Genomic DNA, 17,602 nt, shown 5'->3' with positions numbered 1-17,602 from the left:
TGGTCGCAGGCACGATTCCTCTTGTGCTCGGCGAGCCTGTGTCGACTGAGTCGTTGTGTCTTGTCCGGACGCGCCGTCTCCGATGTGAGTTGTCCGGACGGTCAGGGTGTAGAGTGCTACGATCGGGATGATGTCGTCATGGTGCGCGCGCGGGCCGGCTCGCTAAATGGGACTCCGTCGATGAACAGGTTCGTTGGGCAATGGGTTCAGGTGTCCGGCAACGGGCTGGGCTTCGGCTTTTGCAAGGAGAAGCGAGGCAACGACAGTGCGGTGGTCGTCTATACTGATGTGCCGCACGTCCACGAATCGGAATTAGTGGTTCCGGTTTCCCGCCTTAAAGTTCCGAAGCTGCCGCCGGGCACGAGGATCTGGTTGGAAGGCGAAGTTTACGGCTGGCGAGCTGCGGAAGTAGCTTCAGCGGCCGGTTTCGGTGAGTACTGGGTGCGTGTGGCGGGCGCTTCGGGTCGTGACGTCAAGGTGCCCGGCTCGAAACTGATGGTTCGCTGGAACGAGCAACTGAGTGATCCGATCACCGCACTTGCGCAAGGCCTCTGCGACACTCCGGAGTACTACGCCGCCCGGAAGTGCTTTCGTGACTGGTTGATCGAACAACGGAGGTCGGCTCGGGGGTTTACGGCCATACTCTCGGCCCCCGTCGGTTTCTACCAGCACCAGCTGGACACGGTCGCGAGGATGCTGGCCGATCCCGTCCTGCGTTACCTGCTCGCGGATGAGGTCGGCCTCGGTAAGACCGTCGAGGCGGGACTGGTACTTAGGCAGTTGCTGCTCGATGACCGCGACTTCAAGGCGCTGGTGTGCGCTCCGGTCACATTGGTGCAGCAATGGCGAGACGAGTTGACCGAACGTCTCCTGCTTGACGCTGCCCTAGCCGAGGGGCGTCTTGAAGTCATCTCTCACGAGGAATTGCTCTCTCGGCACGACCTGACCGCGTTCGGCTTGGTGGTGATCGACGAGGCGCACCACCTTGTTGGCCACCTCAGATCGTTCGAGGCGACCCGCCAGGACCTGTACGACGTACGAGGTCTCCTGTTGCTGTCAGCGACACCGATGAAAGGAAACCTCCGGACTTTCCTCGGTCTGTTGAATTTGGTCGATCCGATGGCTTTCCCGCTGGATAGTGTCTCGGAATTCCGTCAGCGGGTCGAGTTGCGAGAATCGGCGGCGAGCAGCGTTCAGGTTCTTACCTCGCGCCGGTCTACGCTGCGTCAGCGACGTCTTGCGCTCGATGGATTGACCGCGTTGCACGGCTCGGACTCCATTTTCGGGAATTTGGCCGACGAATGCCGAAAAACTGAAGACACTGCCTCTCCAATGTGGCGGAGTCTAGCGGACTACGTCCGCGAGACCTATCGCATCAGCAGGCGCATGATTCGGCACCGGCGCAATACCGGGCCCACTGCGGAGTACCCGGTGTCGGGCCGGAAACCGACGTTTGTCGCTGTCGACGATCCTGCGCGCCCCGATGTCGACGACTTCCTGGACGAGTACCGGGAACGATTGGAGGGCCGGCTCGACGACCGGTTTTATGCTCGTACGGTCATGCACGGCCTCGGCGGCCCAGGCCCGCTCCTGCGGCATCTGGAAAGCTCACTGAACGTCAGTGGCGCGATACCTGACGATGTGCGCTCGTTGCTGGAGTCGACCGCAGCCCGCCTTCGGTTGCGCGGTACCAGCACGCGGGTGAACTGCGCCTTCGAGGTGGTGGACGCGCGGATTGAAGCCGGGCAGAAGGTCGTGATGGTGGCGACTTCGGTGGACATGGCCGCCCACCTGTTGGAGTTGGCGCGATCACGGTGGGGTGGTTTGGTCCGAGGGCACCACAGCGGGATGACTCAGCAAGATCGTGACGACGGTGTCCTGGAGTTCTCGGAGTCACGTCACGTCCAGTTGCTGATCGGCGACCACAGCATCGAAGAGGGACGGAACCTGCAGCGCGCCGATGTTCTCGTCAACTTGGACTTGCCGCTCGACTTCAACAGGCTGGAGCAGCGGATCGGTCGCCTCGACCGGTTCGCCCGTCGCTCAGAGCCGGCCGAGGTGGTTGTCTTGACTGAGCCCGCCAGTTCGTGGGTCTCTTCCCAGATCGCCATGCTCAGCGACGGTATTGGCATCTTCGAGTCCTCTGTCGCCACTCTGCAACGCCTGCTTGAGGAGGAACGTGAGCGCCTGATCCTTACGCTGGCGCACGAAGGGAGTGACGCTTTCACTCGCGACTTGAGAGCTCTGCGTTCTGCGCTCGATGAAGAGCGGAACGAGGTGGACCTTCTCGAGGAGATCGAATCCGTCACGGTCGCAGCTGACTTCGATGAGGTGGGCATGAACGATCTGCGGGCAACCGACGACGACGTGGAAGGACTACGTCGAACGTTCACCCACTTCACTGCCGTGCGAGGCGGCGTCGCACTGCGACCAGTGGAGGACCAGCACGGATTGGTGCGCTTCGGTTCCGTACCAGGGCGGACCAGGCGAGCGGGTGTAGACTGCATCGGCGGCCTCTCCGAGGACGCCACTCATGAGGTTGCCGGACTGCTCAAGCAGACCTACGCTTACTCCCGTGACACCGCGACTGCTCGGCGGGGAGTTTCACTTCTCCGCCTTGGCGATCCGTTGGTTGACTGGCTCGAGGGCTACCTGCGACGAGATGAACGTGGGCGTACTCGAGCGATAGTGCGCCCCACCTCGGCTGTGCGTTCGCCGGAGTTGTGGTTGCACTGCGAATTTCTCATCGAGTACGACGATTCGCACCTCGCCTTCGAGTCCGAAGGGGTCCGGCGCAGGCTTCGCAGGCGCGGTGACGCTCTCCTGCCCCCCGCTGTCGTGGAGACCTGGACCGACGTGCATGGCGCGGCGTCACCGGACTTGCTGGAGGTCTTGCACGCGCCGTTCGACGAAGGTCACGACTACGTGCTGCGCGGGCAGTTGTGGCAGGCGGTCTTGGACGAGTTCCCGGAGTGGCGGCAACTCTGCCGGGCGAGTTACGAAGAGGCCCGTGCGCAACTCGCCTCGGCTGCGGCCTTGACATCGGTGCCGTCCGCTGCCGGCAGGCGCGCTGAGGCGGAGGTGGACTCGCGCTTGGCCGTACTGCGTGCCAGAGCGCGTCGGTTGCCGACGAACGCCGAGCGCGCGAGCGCTGCCCGCGATGTGCAGCAGGAGATCGAACTCGGAAATGCCGTGGTCAAGGGCACGACTAAACCCGCGGTTTCGGTCATTGCGTGCGGAGGTGTGGTGCTGTGGCCCAAACGTTAGACGCTAGTCGGCGTGCCTCTGCCGAGAACGAGCGAATGAGGGCCTTACTGGCAGACCCTGGCGTGGCTCTGGCTGAGCCGTTCACGGACGACCTCTACGTGAGGTTGGCCGAAGTGGTCTCGACGCGGTCGGCCGGAGGGATGGACCTGGCGGTGCTATTCCGCCAACTTCTACGGCGCTCGAGCCTGCGCGAGGAGCGCGTCGAGCGGGTTGTGGTGGCGGACTCGTTGTCGGAGCGGTTACGGCCGGTCGCCGGTGCAACTTGGTTGCGTGAGGAGCGGGGCAATGTCTGGCATGCCATGCCGTGGGCGCCGACGTGGCTGGACGAACCCGGTGTGCCGGATGCCGCCGCGAACACGGGGGCGCTGGCTTCAACCCGCTTCACCCCGGCCGATATCGCCGCGGACCCGTTCTTTACGCGCTTGACCAGGTACAAGAGTTACCGGACGCCGGGACAACGAGCGGCGTGCCGAGCCGTGGTTTCGGTTCCGCCCGGCAGTTCGGTCATCGCCATGCTCCCGACCGGATCAGGGAAGACAGAGGTCGCTCTCTGTCTCGCAAAGCGCAAGGACCACGCCGTTTGTCTGGTCATCGTGCCTACCGTGGCTCTAGCGTCCGATTTCGAACGGCGTTTCCGCGATCACTACTCGAAACTGCACCCGAGGGCGAAAAAGGACGCCATGACGTTCGCTTGGACCAGCAAAACGCCCAGCAACGAACGGGAGCGGATTCGTACGGCCCTGCGTGAGGGCCGGCAGCCCATCCTGGTGACCTCGCCGGAATCGGTAGGCCGGGCGTTACGCGCTGTGCTGCTAGAGGCGGCCGAGAACGGTCGTCTGGGCAGCATCGTGGTGGACGAAGCGCACCTCGTCACCCAGTGGGGACGTGATTTTCGTCCGGAGTTCCGTACGCTCAGCTACCTCCGTGCGGAGTTGTTCGATGCGGTCCGCGCGAGCGGCGAGGAGTTGCCCGTCACTCTGCTCCTGAGCGCAACTCTGGGCGCGGATGAGCTCGAAGACCTACACAAGCTGTTCGGGGAGCCTGGTCCTACGACGTTGATCGCCGCCAACGCGCTACGCCCTGAGCCCGACATCTGGATCGCGGACTCGGATGATCCCGACGAGCGGGACGAGCGGGTGTTCGAGACACTCGCCAACACACCGAGGCCGGCAGTCCTCTACGTGACCAAACCGGAGGTAGTACGTTCTTGGATTGAGCGGTTGCGAGATCGCGGCTACCATCGTATTTCGGAGGTGACCGGCAAGACCAGCGTCGACAACCGCGCAGAGGTGCTTGCTGCGCTCCGCGGCGAGGAGGATGCAGCGCCTCGAACAGATCTCGTCGTGGCGACGTCTGCGTTCGGGTTGGGGATCGACTACCCCCACTTGCGGACAGTCGTGCACGCTTGCCTGCCGGAGACAGTGGACCGCTGGTACCAGGAACTGGGACGCGCGGGGCGTGACGGGCAGGCGTCGGGCGAGTTCCTGCTCACCGCACAGTCAGTGGATTTGCGGGAGGCTGAGAGCCTGACGACGAAAGTCCTCACGCCTGAGAACGCAAACGTGCGTTGGAACGACCTGTGGGCGCATGCGAAGGACCAGCACGACGTCCACTTGCTGGATCTCGAAGGCAATCGTGGCACGATCGGTGAGGGGTCATACAACCGCCGATGGAATGCCCAGTTGATTCAAGGGCTAGTCGAGTTGGATGTCCTCCGGCGCCACAGGGTCTACGTCGAAGACTTCCTCACGTCGACCGATGAGGGCGAGCACGACTGGGTGGCCGTCGGACTGCTTCGGCCGATCGCGGGCGACGAATCATTCTGGACTGGACAGTGGGCGACATGGCAGAAAGCGCAGTGGCAGCGGTCTCGTGACGCATTGACAGCCATGCAGAGTGTTGTCGTGGCGGAGTCGCCGGCGTGCGCCGCGATCGCTGAGTACTACCGAGCGGGCCCTACCGGCTACGACCTTTTCGGCGTGGCAGCCCAGTACGTCGAGCCGGAATCCAGGTGTGGCCGGTGTCCCGGTTGCCGGCGCCGCGGCGTTAGACCGCCCCACGACCCTCCGCCGCGTCCTCCGCAGCGTTGGCCCGTTCCGGCGACCACCGGTGCGAGGTTGTCCGACTTGGTCGAAGCGGTCGGAAGCGGTAGCGCTCCAGTGTTGTTGTGGACGGACCGGCACGCCGACGTGGCTCCGAAACTGGCCCGTGCCCTGGTCCGCCGGGGCGTTAACCACGTCGCGGGCAGGATCGGAGACACCTTGCCGGACGCGCCTTGGCTGTTCGTTGATCCGGATTCGGTCCACCCCGTGGATTTGACGCCGTTTTCGTCTTTCGTGGTCTACCACCCGGATCAAAGGGTGCCGGCTGCCTGGCTCAACGCGAGGGCGCGCTTCGGCAACCGAGATCCGGATGTCAGCGTTGTCGACGTCCTGCTCGTCGGACCGAATGCTCGGATAGACGGTCGGCATGTGGTCCGCGACCTCAGGGCGGTCCACGCCGACACTGCACTTGAGATACTGGGAGGCTGAGTGCTGGATTTCCTCGACACGCATGCCCGCGCCAGCGCGCAGGCTCTACTGGTCGTGTGCCGGTACCTCGCTTCGCAGGCCAAGGGCCAAGACAGTGACGACCTCAGGGAGGCCCTTCAGCCCGGATCCCTCGTGAAGCCGACCGACTTGAGAAGCGGCATGCTGGGGCCCGCACTGGCTGTCGGCAAAGGCCTGGGTTTTGTCGAATTGTCCGAGGGCAAACCACCGTTGTGGACGCTGTCCAAGGCCGTCGATAGGAGGACCCTCGAAGATTCATCTGACAGCACGCGAGCGTTCTACGGCAGTGTGCTGCATACTCTCGGAACGCGGGCCGTTGCCGCGGCCGAGACTGGAGACAAGGTCTCTGACATCGCCTTAGGTTTCGTCTGGTTGGCTGCGCAGGATCCGCTCGAGCCCATATCGACCAACTGGGGTGAAAGAGCGGAAGACTCGATCATCAAAGCGGGACTTGACTCCGAGATCAACAACGGGACCCAGTGGATCCCGTTTTGCCGTTGGGCGACAAGCCTCGGTCTGGCCGTCGAGAGTTCGCTGAGTTCCAAGCGCTCTTTCCTGATCCCCGATTGCAGTGGCGCGATTCGGCGAATTTTGCCGCGCCTTCCCCGATCTCTGCCGGCCGAGCAGTGGCTCCGTCAGGTGTATTCCACCCTGCCAGTGCTGGGTGATCCTCAACTGACCAAGTTGGTCCCGGGGTTGCCGACCAGACAGGCGTCGGTGGTCAGTGGCTCGCTTGCATTGGCATTGCACAAGCTCGCACGCGCGGGCCTCATCGAATTGATTCCGTCGGAAGACGCCGTGGACGCCGTGCTGGTCCGCTTGGGAAATCAGAGCAAGCGCGTCAGCAAGGTGCGGATCTTGGAGGAGGTGGCATGACCACGATGCAGGGCTTCCGGTGCTGGCACGCGGATGCGGTCGGAAAGACCGTCTACTCTGACATCGGTGCGTTGCCCGGTGACGCCGACGCCGTGTTCCTGGCGGCGCACTCCCCGATGTCGCTGACGCACGTCCGGGGTGCCGAAGTGGTCGACGGTGACGGCAGCGAGCGTGACGTCCTCGAGGCGCTCATGGCCGCCACAGGCGATCCCGACCGGAACACGCTCATCGCCGTGACTGGCGTCCCGGGCGCAGGCAAGAGCCACGTGGTTCGGTGGGTGCACGCGCATCTCAAACTCGACGAAGAACGCTTCCACGTGCTTTACGTGCCCCGGGCGATCCAGACGATCAGGGACCTGCTCCGCCGCATCGTCCAGGGCCTTCCTGGAGACAGCGGGCAGGAGATGCTGGAGCGGGTCGACGCCGCGGTGATCCGCGCCAGTCCGGCTGAGTTGCGCGACCGTCTCCTGGAGGAGATGCGGTACGCACTCACCTGGATTCTGGAGCCACAGCAGCCGAAGGCAGCGGAGACGGAGGACGAACAGGGAAGGCGTGAGGACCGCAACAATCTGCTCGGCGAGCCGGACGACCAGGGCAAACGGCGACATGGACTAGCCGACCTGCTCGCGGTCTCGCCAGTGAACCAGGCATTGCTGCGCCCGGGCGGCGTGCTCGACAACATCGTGAATTCGGTCCACGCAGAGACGTCCCGGCGTGACGGGGCAGGTAGCCGGTTCGAGGTCGGCGACCTGCCGCTGAAGGAACCCGGCGTCCGATCCGCTTTGCGGGGCGACGAAGAGCTTCTGGACCTCTGGACATTCGTGCTCCAGGATCCTGAGGCAGCTGTTGACCTGCTCAATGAAGCTGTGCAGGAGGCGCTGCTCAGGGCTCTCGGTCTGCGTGCGACGCAAGGCGAAACCTTGGACGTCGTCTTCCGGCAGGCCCGTGAATTCCTCCATCACGAGGGCAAAGAACTCGTGCTGCTCTTCGAAGATCTGGCCCAATTCGGTCTGATCGACGGCGAACTCTACGACCAGTTCTCAACTCAGCCGGGTTCTAGCACGGCGCCCCTACGGGTGGTGTTCGCGGTGACCGACGGGCCTTTCGAGAGGATCGTGGGCACCGTGCGGTCACGGCTGACCCACCACTTCAAGGTCGCTGACGACGCTCTGAAGGACCGCGAAGTATTCCTCTCTCGTTACCTCAACCTCGTGCGTCTCGGGCGCGACGAGGTCGAATCCGCTTGGCGCCGCGCCTCGGTCGAAGATGACCAGGACTGGGTGAGGAACGCCTGCGACTCGAACGAGTACGGAACGCCCTGCCCAATGCGAAGCAGATGCCATTCCGACTTTGGGGCGGTTGAGGTTCCGGGGCTGGGTGCAGTCGGCCTTTACCCGTACAATAAGACGGCGATGCGGCGAGCGCTGGACAGGCCCTTGCCGGAGTCCGCCACTCCTAGGAGCGACCTGGACGTCTGCGTTTCCGAGTCGTTGCGCGAAGCTCATCACCACATCGGTTGTGGCACATATCCCCACGCTCTGGCCTTCGAGAAGTTCAACTCGGACATCACTCGCCCAAAGCAGGTCGTCCTTGCCGGAAGGACCGGTGATGAAGCCGAACGCCTCTACCGCGCACTAGTCCTGTGGGGTGACGAGGAAGATTTGGCGCCCGCGGTCGTGGAAGCGTTCAAGCTGGCCGACGTGCTGGGAGATGGAGCAGTCGGGAGTCCTGCGGTCCCCCCGGAGGCTCCGGCGGAGCATATCGGTGTGACAAGCGGGAGAGCCACTGAACGTCCGAAGCCCGGGCGACTTCAGGCGCAAAGCCCGTTACCGGACCTGTTCAAGTGGGAGACCGGCGGCCGGCTTTCTGAGCCGGACGTGAAGTCTTACCGCAAAACGGTGTACGAATTGGTGAAGGGACGGCTCAACCTCGACCACGATCTCGTACACTCGGGCAGCATTGCTCAAGAATTGATCAGTAACATCTTCGCCGTCACGTCGTTCGACTTCGGCGATGAGGCGTACGGGCGAACTGCGGGTCGCAATGCTGTCCGGTTTCGCTTCGAACGGAATTCGGACGACGTGAAGGTGCTCGCGGCAGTTCGGTGGTTCGCAGAGCACGGCCACTGGTTTCCGGACGAGGGCCACTGGCCCTGGCCTTCCGGCTACGACCCAGTGGACCTCATGCTGACCCTCGAACAGCGTCTTGACGAGTGGGCCGGTGAGGTCCGCGCCGAGGTGTTGACCAGGCGGAACACCAGGGATCTCGCGCGCGCCGCCGTTGCGGCGCGCGCGATCGCATTAGTGTGTGCGGGCGTCGACCTGGGCTCGGCGACCGGCCTCCGCGCATGCCTGTCTGTCGTGCCGACGTCTGGTGAGCCCACGACCTCGACGTGGTCCGCTGTCGATAACGTTGCCCGGACACTGCTGGAAAAGACGGCGATTTCGAGCCTCATCGGCGATCTGGCTTCCGTGCGCCAAGGGTCTGGAGGCCCGCAACTCATCGATGTGACCGTGCTTGACCAAGACCTCGAGGTCGCACTTGCGAGACCGACCCACTATCTCCAGCGGGTAGCAGATGGCTTCAGGGAGGCGGAACCGATCCTGGCCGCCGAGGCGGCCGCATTGCTCGCCGCCGTGAGGCAGTGTGCTGATGACACCGTCGCGCAAGCACGTCAAGCCCTCGAAACGGTGGAGGATATCCTCGGCGGCAGCAGAGTCCGCGTCGTGGCCAAAGAGGCCGAGGAATTCGGTAGCCGCGCTTTGAAGAGTCAGTTCTTCCGCCCACGTGATGGTTACAGCGAGTTCTCCGACGCGGTGCAAGTGCTCAAGCATGCGCCGATCGACTTGCCGCAGCGGTGGGAGGTCGACGCCAGTGTTCCGGCTGGTGACGAAGCGGTGCGCATCCAACGCTGGATGCGCACCGCAGTCCGGGTGGCGAATGCGCTTAAAGTGATCCGGCAAACCGCTGCGCTGACCAGTGAGGAGTGCTCCCACAACACTCCGGAATCGGGAGACCTGGACCAGCGGGAGGCATTTGTGCACGAGAAGTTGATCGAGGTAGAGCAGCGTCTTCGTGTACTCGCTGGCAACGGTGGCGCTCGTGGTTGACTCAGTGCCGACGTGGTTGTCCGAAGCACGCCGGGCCGTCGATCGCGCGGGAAACGACAAGCAGATCCAAGATCGCCTCTCTCACCTGACGGCCGTCGATGACGAGTTGCATCGGTGTCTCGACCAACTGGCTGATCTCGTCGAGGCGGCCGAGGCCGGACACGGGACCTGGTGGTCATCTCTCGACGTCCCGTCGAAGGTTTTCACAGACTTGAAGTCCGCGCGCAAGTCCATCGATCCACGTCAGTGGAGCCGTGCGCGCAATGCGCTCGAAGAAGTATTCAAGCAGGCCGAAACTGAAATCCGTACGTCGTGGCAGGGGTACGTGACCGACCTCGCGGGCAACGCGGGGGATCTCCGCAAGTTGGTCCGCGTCCTCGGTGCGGCTCCCGCTCTGGCCGAGGAGGCCGCAAGGCTCGACGAAGCCCTGGCCCAGTTGAACGTCTCCCGCGGCAAACTTCCCGACAAGGAATCGGTCGCCAAAGCTCGTGCCGCTGCCGACCTCCTTGACCGACTGGCTGACAAACTGCCTCACGATGTGAGAGATTTCCTCACGGCGGCAGCAAGGGGGACAGGTGCTCCACTCGACCTGTTGACACCGGAAGTCCTCGCCTGGCTCACGGTCAACTCCGCAGTGGACGAGTTTCGCATCATCGTTGCCGGAAAGGGACGGGGGCAGGCACGTGGATGAGCTGAACTTGATGGCGCTGACGGCGCTCGAACTTCGGGAAGTGGAGTTGCTGGCGTGGGGAGCCGTCGGCGCTGAGTGGACGGCCGACGAGGTGCTCGGAATCTTCGCCGAGTCGGGGGCAGGGCAAGCCGAGTTCGATCGCCTGCTGGACGCTCTGTTGATCGTGCGCACTCCCGACGGAGGTTATCGGTCACGGAGTGCTGAAACGGTGCGTCTGCTGGCCACTCTGCGCCAGTCCTACCGCAGTAGGCGGGTGAGCGAAGGCAAGCCGCTCATTCTCGACCACAGGTTCCTTCATCGTCCGCGACGCAGGCCGGCGCGAAACATTCCGGCTGAGGCTGTCCTCGATGAGGTGCGGGGCCGACTGGGCGCCGCTGGGTACGAAGCCGCGATGACCATTGCGCCTCCCGAGTTGTCCGGGTTTCAGCGACGCAGCACCGAAGCGGTGCTGACCGCTCTCAGCGCTGCTCGCGCGGCTGGTGTGATGATCTCGGCCGGCACGGGTAGCGGCAAGACGCTCGCCTTCTATCTGCCGTTGTTGGCGTGGCTCACTGATCAATTGGCCGCGCAGCAGGTCAAGGGGACCCTAGCCCTGGCTCTCTACCCCCGCAATGAGCTGCTGAAGGATCAGTTGCGGGCGCTGTTGGAGTACCTCGATCGGATGCCACGCGCAGGCTTGGGGACTCCGGCGATCAGCCTGGCCACCTGGTTCGGCCAGACGCCGTCCGACGCCCAGCAGGTGCGCAAGAGTTGGACCAGGAAAGACCGCGATTACGTGTGCCCGTTCCTGCGGTGCCTCGTGTGTGGTGACGATCTTGTTTGGCGCGGAGCGGATCTCGAAGCCAAGCCGGCTCGCGAGCGGCTGTTCTGTGCGAGGGCGGAGTGTGATGGCAGGATCGACGGAACCCGTCTGCGCCTGACCCGGAGCAGCGCGCTGAACAGTCCCGCTACCGTCATGCTGACGACTACGGAATCACTCAACCGCCAACTCTCGGCACCGGGCAACCTGGCCGCGTTCGGCGTCGGAGTGTCGTCCGTGAAGCCATCGGCGACCCTTGCGGCGGTTCTCCTGGACGAGGTGCACACATATGAAGGGGCGACGGGCGCGCAGAACGCTCTGCTCCTTCGGCGCCTGACGCATGCTATGCGCCGCAAGCCGGTGTGGGTCGGGTTGTCAGCGACTCTTCTGAACGCGGGTGAATTCTTCTCGCGTCTGGTTGGCATCTCTACTGCGGACGTGACCGTGGTGCAGCCGGACCCGGCGGAGTTGGTGGATTCGGGTGCAGAGTACCTCCTGGCTCTGCGGCATAATCCATACTCCCAAACCGGGTCGTTGTCAGCGACTATCCAGACTGCAATGGCCCTGACTCGGTGTCTTGACAGCCTCATCGACGACCCGATAGAGCCACCCCCGACGTCCGATGGAGTGGCTGGTAAGCGCGCCTTCGTCTTCACCGACAAGTTGGACAGCACGAACCGGTTGTACTGGGACCTGTCGGATGCCGAAGACGTCAACGGCGCCAATCGGTGGCGCGGGCGGAGGCCGCGAACCCTTGCCCATCTCCGGGCGTCAGAACAACGTGCGCTGAACCCCGATCACCGTGAGCCTGCCGTCGGGCGCGACGCCGATGGTCAGTGGTGGTGGTTGCCGGAGCAACTGGGCTACGGCCTGGAGGCGGACCGTTCGCTGCGCGTCGGTCGCACGAGCTCTCAGGACAGAGGTGTCGAGTCCGATGCTCAAGTCGTGGTGGCGACCGCCACTTTGGAAGTGGGGTTTGACGACGACCGCGTCGGCGCGGTCATCCAGCATAAGGCGCCTCATGACGCGGCACAGTTCCTCCAGCGCAAAGGCCGTGCTGGACGTAATCCGCTCACTCGTCCGTGGACTGTTGTGGTGCTGAGTGACTGGGGCCGCGATCGCCAGGTGTGGGACGCCTACGACGCACTCTTCGATCCGGAGCTCCCGCCGCGCAACTTACCGCTGGAAAATCTCTACGTGCTCCGGATCCAAGCGGTCTACTCGTTGCTCGATTGGTTGGCGGTGGAGTTGCGCTACACCAATCGACAATCCACGTGGGTCGACCTCGCCGGTCCCGCCGAGCAGTTGTTCCGCAACCCTCGAGCGCAGGAAGAGGCGCGTGAGCGCCAGCGGAAGCTGATGGTCAAGCTGGAGCAACTGCTCCGGCCGGGGCCGGAGCGCAAGCGTCTGCGCAAGCACCTTCGCGATGCACTGGCCCTTGGTTCCGACGAGTTCGCCGAGTCGATCGTCGACACGCTGTTGTGGGAGTCGCCGAGGCCGTTGCTCCTAGCCGTTGTCCCCACCATACGGCGTAGACTGGAGCAGCAGTGGAGTGGTGAGCAGCCGGCGGATGACGATATCCGTCTGCAGACGAGGACGCCTCTACGGGACTTCGTTCCCGGAAACCTCTTCGACGACTTGATGGTGCCCGACGTCGAGTTGCTGGTACCTGGCCGGGGTAATCGCCCACAGGTGGAGCAGTTGCCGGCCCTGCGCGCGTTACGCGAATTTTGCCCGGGCAACGTGAGCAGACATTTCGGTGTCTACGCTGAGAACAAGCGGCACTGGGTCCCACTTCCCGCCCAGATCCCCGGTGAGGCCGAGATCCAGGTCGAGGTGGACTCGACCTTCAAGGCCGATTTCGTCGACGCTGTCACCGTTGATCGGACTCGGGTGACCGTGTACCGGCCGACCGCGGTGACTTTGGAACCCGTACCCAGCGACGTTCGAGACTCCTCCTCGGTCGCCCCCGACTGGGAGTTCCACGTGACACCGCTGGGGCATGGCATCGCCGTGAGCCTGGGACGGGGCACCGATCGGCTTCTCACGGAACTGAGCTTCCATCTGCACGTCCAAGGCGGCGGTGTCCGCACTATCAGGTTCGCCAGGACGGCCCGCGGAACGATGTGGGACCAGACTGGCCCCGCGCCGCGACCAGTCCGGCTCGTCTTCGGTACGGGGGTTCGGGACGACTGGGTCCCCGGCGCCGTCGGGGTGGACGTCCACTGCGACGCAGTCACAGGGATCGTCCGTGTGCCTGATGTCCCTGATGATCCAACGCCCGCGGAACGAACAAGCAGGCTCAGGTACCTCCTTACTGCCGAGGCGGACCTGCCCGAGCCCATGTCCGTGTTCGATCGTGACAGGCTCGTTCAGGTCGTGACCTTGGTGATCGCCGGTACGCCCGACGGCAAGCGTGCACCCGCGTCCGCGGACGAGTGGACGCAGCGGATGACGTCGGCCGCAGACATCCTCGGGCTGCTCAAAGCGGACGATCACGAGGGCTTTGACGCGAACTCATGGCGTGGTTGGCTTGTCGATGATCAGGTACTCACAGCCGTCCGGGAGTCTGCCGAAGAGGTCTTCCGCGCCCAGCGCACCGTGCCGTGGCTGGCGTGGTGGCGGCGGGGGTACACGCTCTCCGCAGCAACATTGGTGCTCAACGCGCTGGCAGCTCGGTGCCCCGGGGTGGATCCAGAAGAGTTGACAATCGACCTCGATCCCGGCAAGGACGACGTATTCTGGTTGACGGAACGCTCACCCGGTGGCACCGGTCAAGCGGAGACGTTCCATCGGGTGCTTGTTCAAGCCCCGGACGCGTTCGGCCGCGCGTTGGAGGATTCTCTCCGTCCCACGACCGCCGACACCGCGGACGAGGAGTTGAGCACCTTGGTGCGGCTGAAATCGCCCGAGGTCGTCGATTCGCTAGCGCGTCTGCGCGCGGCTTGGCGGAAAGGGCACACAGCAGTCGCGGAAGCAGTGCGAGCGGTCGAGGAGGCAGCGAGCCGTCACGACATCAACCTCGGCGGACCTGCCCGGTCGGCTCTGAGCACTCGGATCGCCGGCCCCGGTGCTCACCCGAACTTGCTCGCTACTCTCGTTTCGTGGCTCGATCTTCGGGACCGTGTCACGCGTGATAAGGGGATTGTGGTGGATCCGCGAACTCTCGGTGCATTGGTCGGCGGGGATCAAGTCCTGGATGGGGTCCTGCGCCTCGGTGGTGGTGGTGACGTGCAGCCCGAACGACGTGCTCGAGCGGTGGCCAATGTGCTGTGGCCTTGGGGACGTGTGCCGCAGCCGCCGTCGGCCGCGTACAGCCGCGTTCCCGAGATTTCGTTCGACCGGTTGCGTGAGCAGTTGCAGTTCTCGCCCGAGTCCGTCGACATCGTCGGCTGGGACGATGAGAGCCGTAGTCAGGTGCACAAGGCTCTGCTTCAACACGGAGAATTGATACTCCGGATCGGCCATGCTCAGCACACCGTACTTCGCACTGTTCTTCTCGACCTGCAAACCTTTCCGGTGGAGGCGGGAACGCTGTTGACGCATCCTGTCGTCGTGGGCCTGAACCGTTCGACTCGCACTGTGGAGCTCCGACTGCTGCTGCGGGAGGCACTATGACGCGCGTCATCCGCAAGTCTAAGGCTCAAAGCGCCGGCGATGTGCTCGACTTGTTAAACGCCCTGTTCACGGCGGAACTGATTGCTCCCAGCAGGTGCTTATGGCTGGTATCGCCTTGGATTTCCGACGTGGAGATCATCGATAACTCGGCTGGTACGTATCCAGTGCTAGCGCACTACGGGAAAAGGGTGGTCCGACTAGCCGAAGTGCTGGGCACGCTCGCCATGGCTGGCACGAACGTCGTCATCGCCACCACGCCGGACTTGGCCAACAGTACCTTCATTCGGCGAATGCAACTCCTACGCAGGGACCTCCACATCGAGCAGATGGTCGACATCCAGACGGACTACAGTGGAAGGCTGCACACGAAGGCCCTGACGGGTGATGACTACGCCTTGGCTGGCAGCATGAACATCACCTTCAACGGGATCTTCATCCGGGAGGAACAGGTCGAACTTAAGACTGACACTGAATATGTCGCTCAAGCCAGAATGGATGCGTACGACCGGTTCGGCGGTGTGCTGTGAACATTACCGAGCTTCTTCAGCGGTGCATGGGAGACGCCGAGCAGTTCAAGGACTTCCGTGATAGGGTCGAGTTGCTCGTCGAAGAGCAGGCTCGCAGTTGGGATGGAGGGCCTGGGGGATGGCTCGTTGCGCCGGTAAACCGCCTGCCCCGAGGTTTTTATCTGATCTCAAGGGATCCCGAGGGGCAGCGACGTGGGCGAGAGGTGCTCAGGGGATTCCTCGGACCCGCCGAAGCGGATTTCGAAACAACGCCGCTGGCGCCTGATGCGCAACAGGTGGATAAGTACTTGGTGGAAGCTGGATTCGGCTATCTGGCCAGCGTGACGCGGAATGGCTCAACCACGCGCGAGCGGTTGCTCGTAGCCTTAGAGGACATGCTGGCCACCGTCAGCGGGCGGGAGTTGAGGGCTAAACGCCCGCAACCGTCGCAGTACCTTGATTTGTTGCGCGACTTCCGGCTGGCTCTCGCCCAGGGCGACGGAAGGCAAGCAGATGACGCGCTGAACAACCTGCGTCTGACCGGCAGGTTGAGCGCCGAGAACCTCAGGTTTCTGAAGGTAGAACTCCTGGGTGCCCTCGGTCGGTGGGATGAGCTGCGAGGGCAGGATTTCCTGATCGAGTTGCTCAGAGCTCGTCGGCCCAGGGCGATCAACGAGTACCTGATGGAGATGATCTGGCGCACCGAGGTCGGTGAACTGGTCGCTCGTGATGCCGCTCCGGACGCCATCTACACCGAGCACAACCTCGGCTCGCGCTATGGAAACGTCTTGAGTGCGGTCGATGTGCCGAACACCGAGCCAGGGCGCGCCTTGAGCGTCGTCGTGGCCACCGCTTTGAACGATGAGGAGCGGCTGCAGCGGCTCCTCGCGGTTGCTGTCGATTCGTCGGAGCAGGAACTCCTCCGCGGAATAGCGCGCCACCGGCTGTCGGCCGCGACGCCGGAAAGTCTTGGCATAAGGGATTTGTTCGAACAGGGACAACGCGGCGCCGTCGTCAGAGCTTTCGTTCAGGCGCCGACTCCTGAGACCGCAGAGTTCGCCGTGGAGTCGATCCTCGAAGCCGAGGACGCGACGCGCGCTGGGCTTGTACTCGAGGCTGTCCAGCAGTTTGTCGATGCCGAACTGCTCGTTCCCGGGCGACGGTTACGCCGTGACATCGAAGAGCTTGCCGTGTTGGCCGGTTCTCGGTGCGCAGACTGGAGTGAGTGGGGCGTACGGATCGGCAGTCGCGAGCCGTGGCCGGATGGAGCACGGGTCCTTCGAGCCCAGCACGGTGAATGGACCTCCATCGAGCAACTGTCCTCGAAACAGGTCGAAGCCCTGGCCTACAACCTGCTGGGCGCGTGGGAAGGGGCGAATCAGGAACAAATCCTGGCTGCACTAGATGTCTTGTGCGAGGAGGCGGCCACAGTGACTGCTGTGCCGCACGCCGCAGAGTTCTGCGACGCCGTGCAAGTTCTGCTCGCTGAGCAGAACAACCTCAGCGGTCCCGTCCGCGAAGCGTACCTTCGGCTGCTGGATCAGGTCTTGGCCGGCGCTCCGACAACGGAGCGGTACGTGCAAGCCGTGGCTCAGGCTATGAATCTGTGGACCCGGATCAGCGCCCCGACCACCGTAGACTGGGGGATCGGCCTCGCGGACCTGCTGCTCATCCACCCGTCGGCGGACCTAGGCGTTCGGGTCGAAGCCATCAGTGCCATCGTGGGGAAGGCGCGGGACTTCGGTCAACGCTCTTCTCTGCGTCAACGCACGGAAATCGAACTTTTGGCGGTGGAGATCGGCATCCCGCCTCGTCAACTCGCACCGGCTACGACGGGCGTCGATGTCGTGTGGAGCAGGCTCGACGGTCAGCTAGTAGGTGTCTACTCTCTTCTGCCGAGGGCCGCCGAGTCCCTGGAGCGTCGTTTGAAGGCTCTCTGCTCTCCCAAGTCGGTCGAGGGGAACGCGGACCGGGTGTCCACATCAGCGCTGAAGAACCTAGCCGACAAGGCCGACTTCATGATCGTGGACACGTGGCACGCTTCTCACGCCGCGACCGGCGCCATCGACGCGGTGCTGCCCAGAAGCAAGCAGATCTGCCCGCAGGGGCGCGGCGTGTCCAGCTACCTTCAGGCGTTGGAGCAGGCGTTGTTGGCAAGGGATGCCTGAATGGCCGATTACCCCGGC

Annotated in this window: 8 protein-coding genes; all 8 read left to right on the top strand. The window is 63.7% G+C overall.

What is annotated here, in order from left to right:
• The first annotated feature begins 138 nt into the window (after nucleotides 1–138).
• The 8 genes from dpdE (at nucleotide 139) to dpdD (ending at nucleotide 17,584) form a co-directional block, all read left to right on the top strand.
• Nucleotides 139–3,267, top strand: a complete 3,129-nt coding sequence (gene dpdE / locus ACWEN0_RS03625; protein WP_451968591.1) for a protein DpdE — start codon at nucleotides 139–141, stop codon at nucleotides 3,265–3,267.
• Between the two features lie 62 nt (nucleotides 3,268–3,329).
• On the top strand, nucleotides 3,330–5,798 hold the full coding sequence (gene dpdF, locus ACWEN0_RS03620; protein WP_451968589.1) for a protein DpdF: 2,469 nt from the start codon (nucleotides 3,330–3,332) through the stop codon (nucleotides 5,796–5,798).
• Entirely contained in the window at nucleotides 5,799–6,692 is an 894-nt protein-coding gene (gene dpdG / locus ACWEN0_RS03615) for a protein DpdG (RefSeq protein ID WP_451968587.1), read from the top strand.
• The gene (locus tag ACWEN0_RS03610) at nucleotides 6,689–9,802 is read left to right on the top strand and encodes a hypothetical protein (RefSeq protein ID WP_451968586.1); all 3,114 of its coding nucleotides are present in this window, start codon (nucleotides 6,689–6,691) and stop codon (nucleotides 9,800–9,802) included. Before dpdG ends, ACWEN0_RS03610 begins: the two co-directional genes overlap by 4 nt.
• Nucleotides 9,768–10,493 (top strand): hypothetical protein, encoded by a 726-nt coding sequence (locus tag ACWEN0_RS03605; protein ID WP_451968585.1) that lies wholly within the window; start codon nucleotides 9,768–9,770, stop codon nucleotides 10,491–10,493. The genes ACWEN0_RS03610 and ACWEN0_RS03605 overlap by 35 nt, the downstream gene beginning before the upstream one ends.
• Nucleotides 10,486–14,910, top strand: coding sequence for a protein DpdJ (gene dpdJ, locus ACWEN0_RS03600; protein WP_451968584.1), 4,425 nt, complete (start codon nucleotides 10,486–10,488; stop codon nucleotides 14,908–14,910). The genes ACWEN0_RS03605 and dpdJ overlap by 8 nt, the downstream gene beginning before the upstream one ends.
• Nucleotides 14,907–15,437 (top strand): phospholipase D-like domain-containing protein DpdK, encoded by a 531-nt coding sequence (dpdK, locus tag ACWEN0_RS03595; RefSeq protein WP_451968582.1) that lies wholly within the window; start codon nucleotides 14,907–14,909, stop codon nucleotides 15,435–15,437. The genes dpdJ and dpdK overlap by 4 nt, the downstream gene beginning before the upstream one ends.
• On the top strand, nucleotides 15,434–17,584 hold the full coding sequence (gene dpdD, locus ACWEN0_RS03590) for a protein DpdD (protein WP_451968581.1): 2,151 nt from the start codon (nucleotides 15,434–15,436) through the stop codon (nucleotides 17,582–17,584). Before dpdK ends, dpdD begins: the two co-directional genes overlap by 4 nt.
• Nucleotides 17,585–17,602: the final 18 nt, after the last annotated feature.

This window comes from Amycolatopsis sp. NPDC004378 (assembly GCF_053602455.1).
This window is presented reverse-complemented; position numbering and strand designations above follow the sequence as displayed.

Bases quoted from the DNA above. Each gene is read 5' to 3' on its own strand.
- ACWEN0_RS03610 (WP_451968586.1), top strand. From the start codon at position 6,689: ATGACCACGATGCAGGGCTTCCGGTGCTGGCACGCGGATGCGGTCGGA.
- dpdK (WP_451968582.1), top strand. From the start codon at position 14,907: ATGACGCGCGTCATCCGCAAGTCTAAGGCTCAAAGCGCCGGCGATGTG.
- dpdE (WP_451968591.1), top strand. From the start codon at position 139: ATGGTGCGCGCGCGGGCCGGCTCGCTAAATGGGACTCCGTCGATGAAC.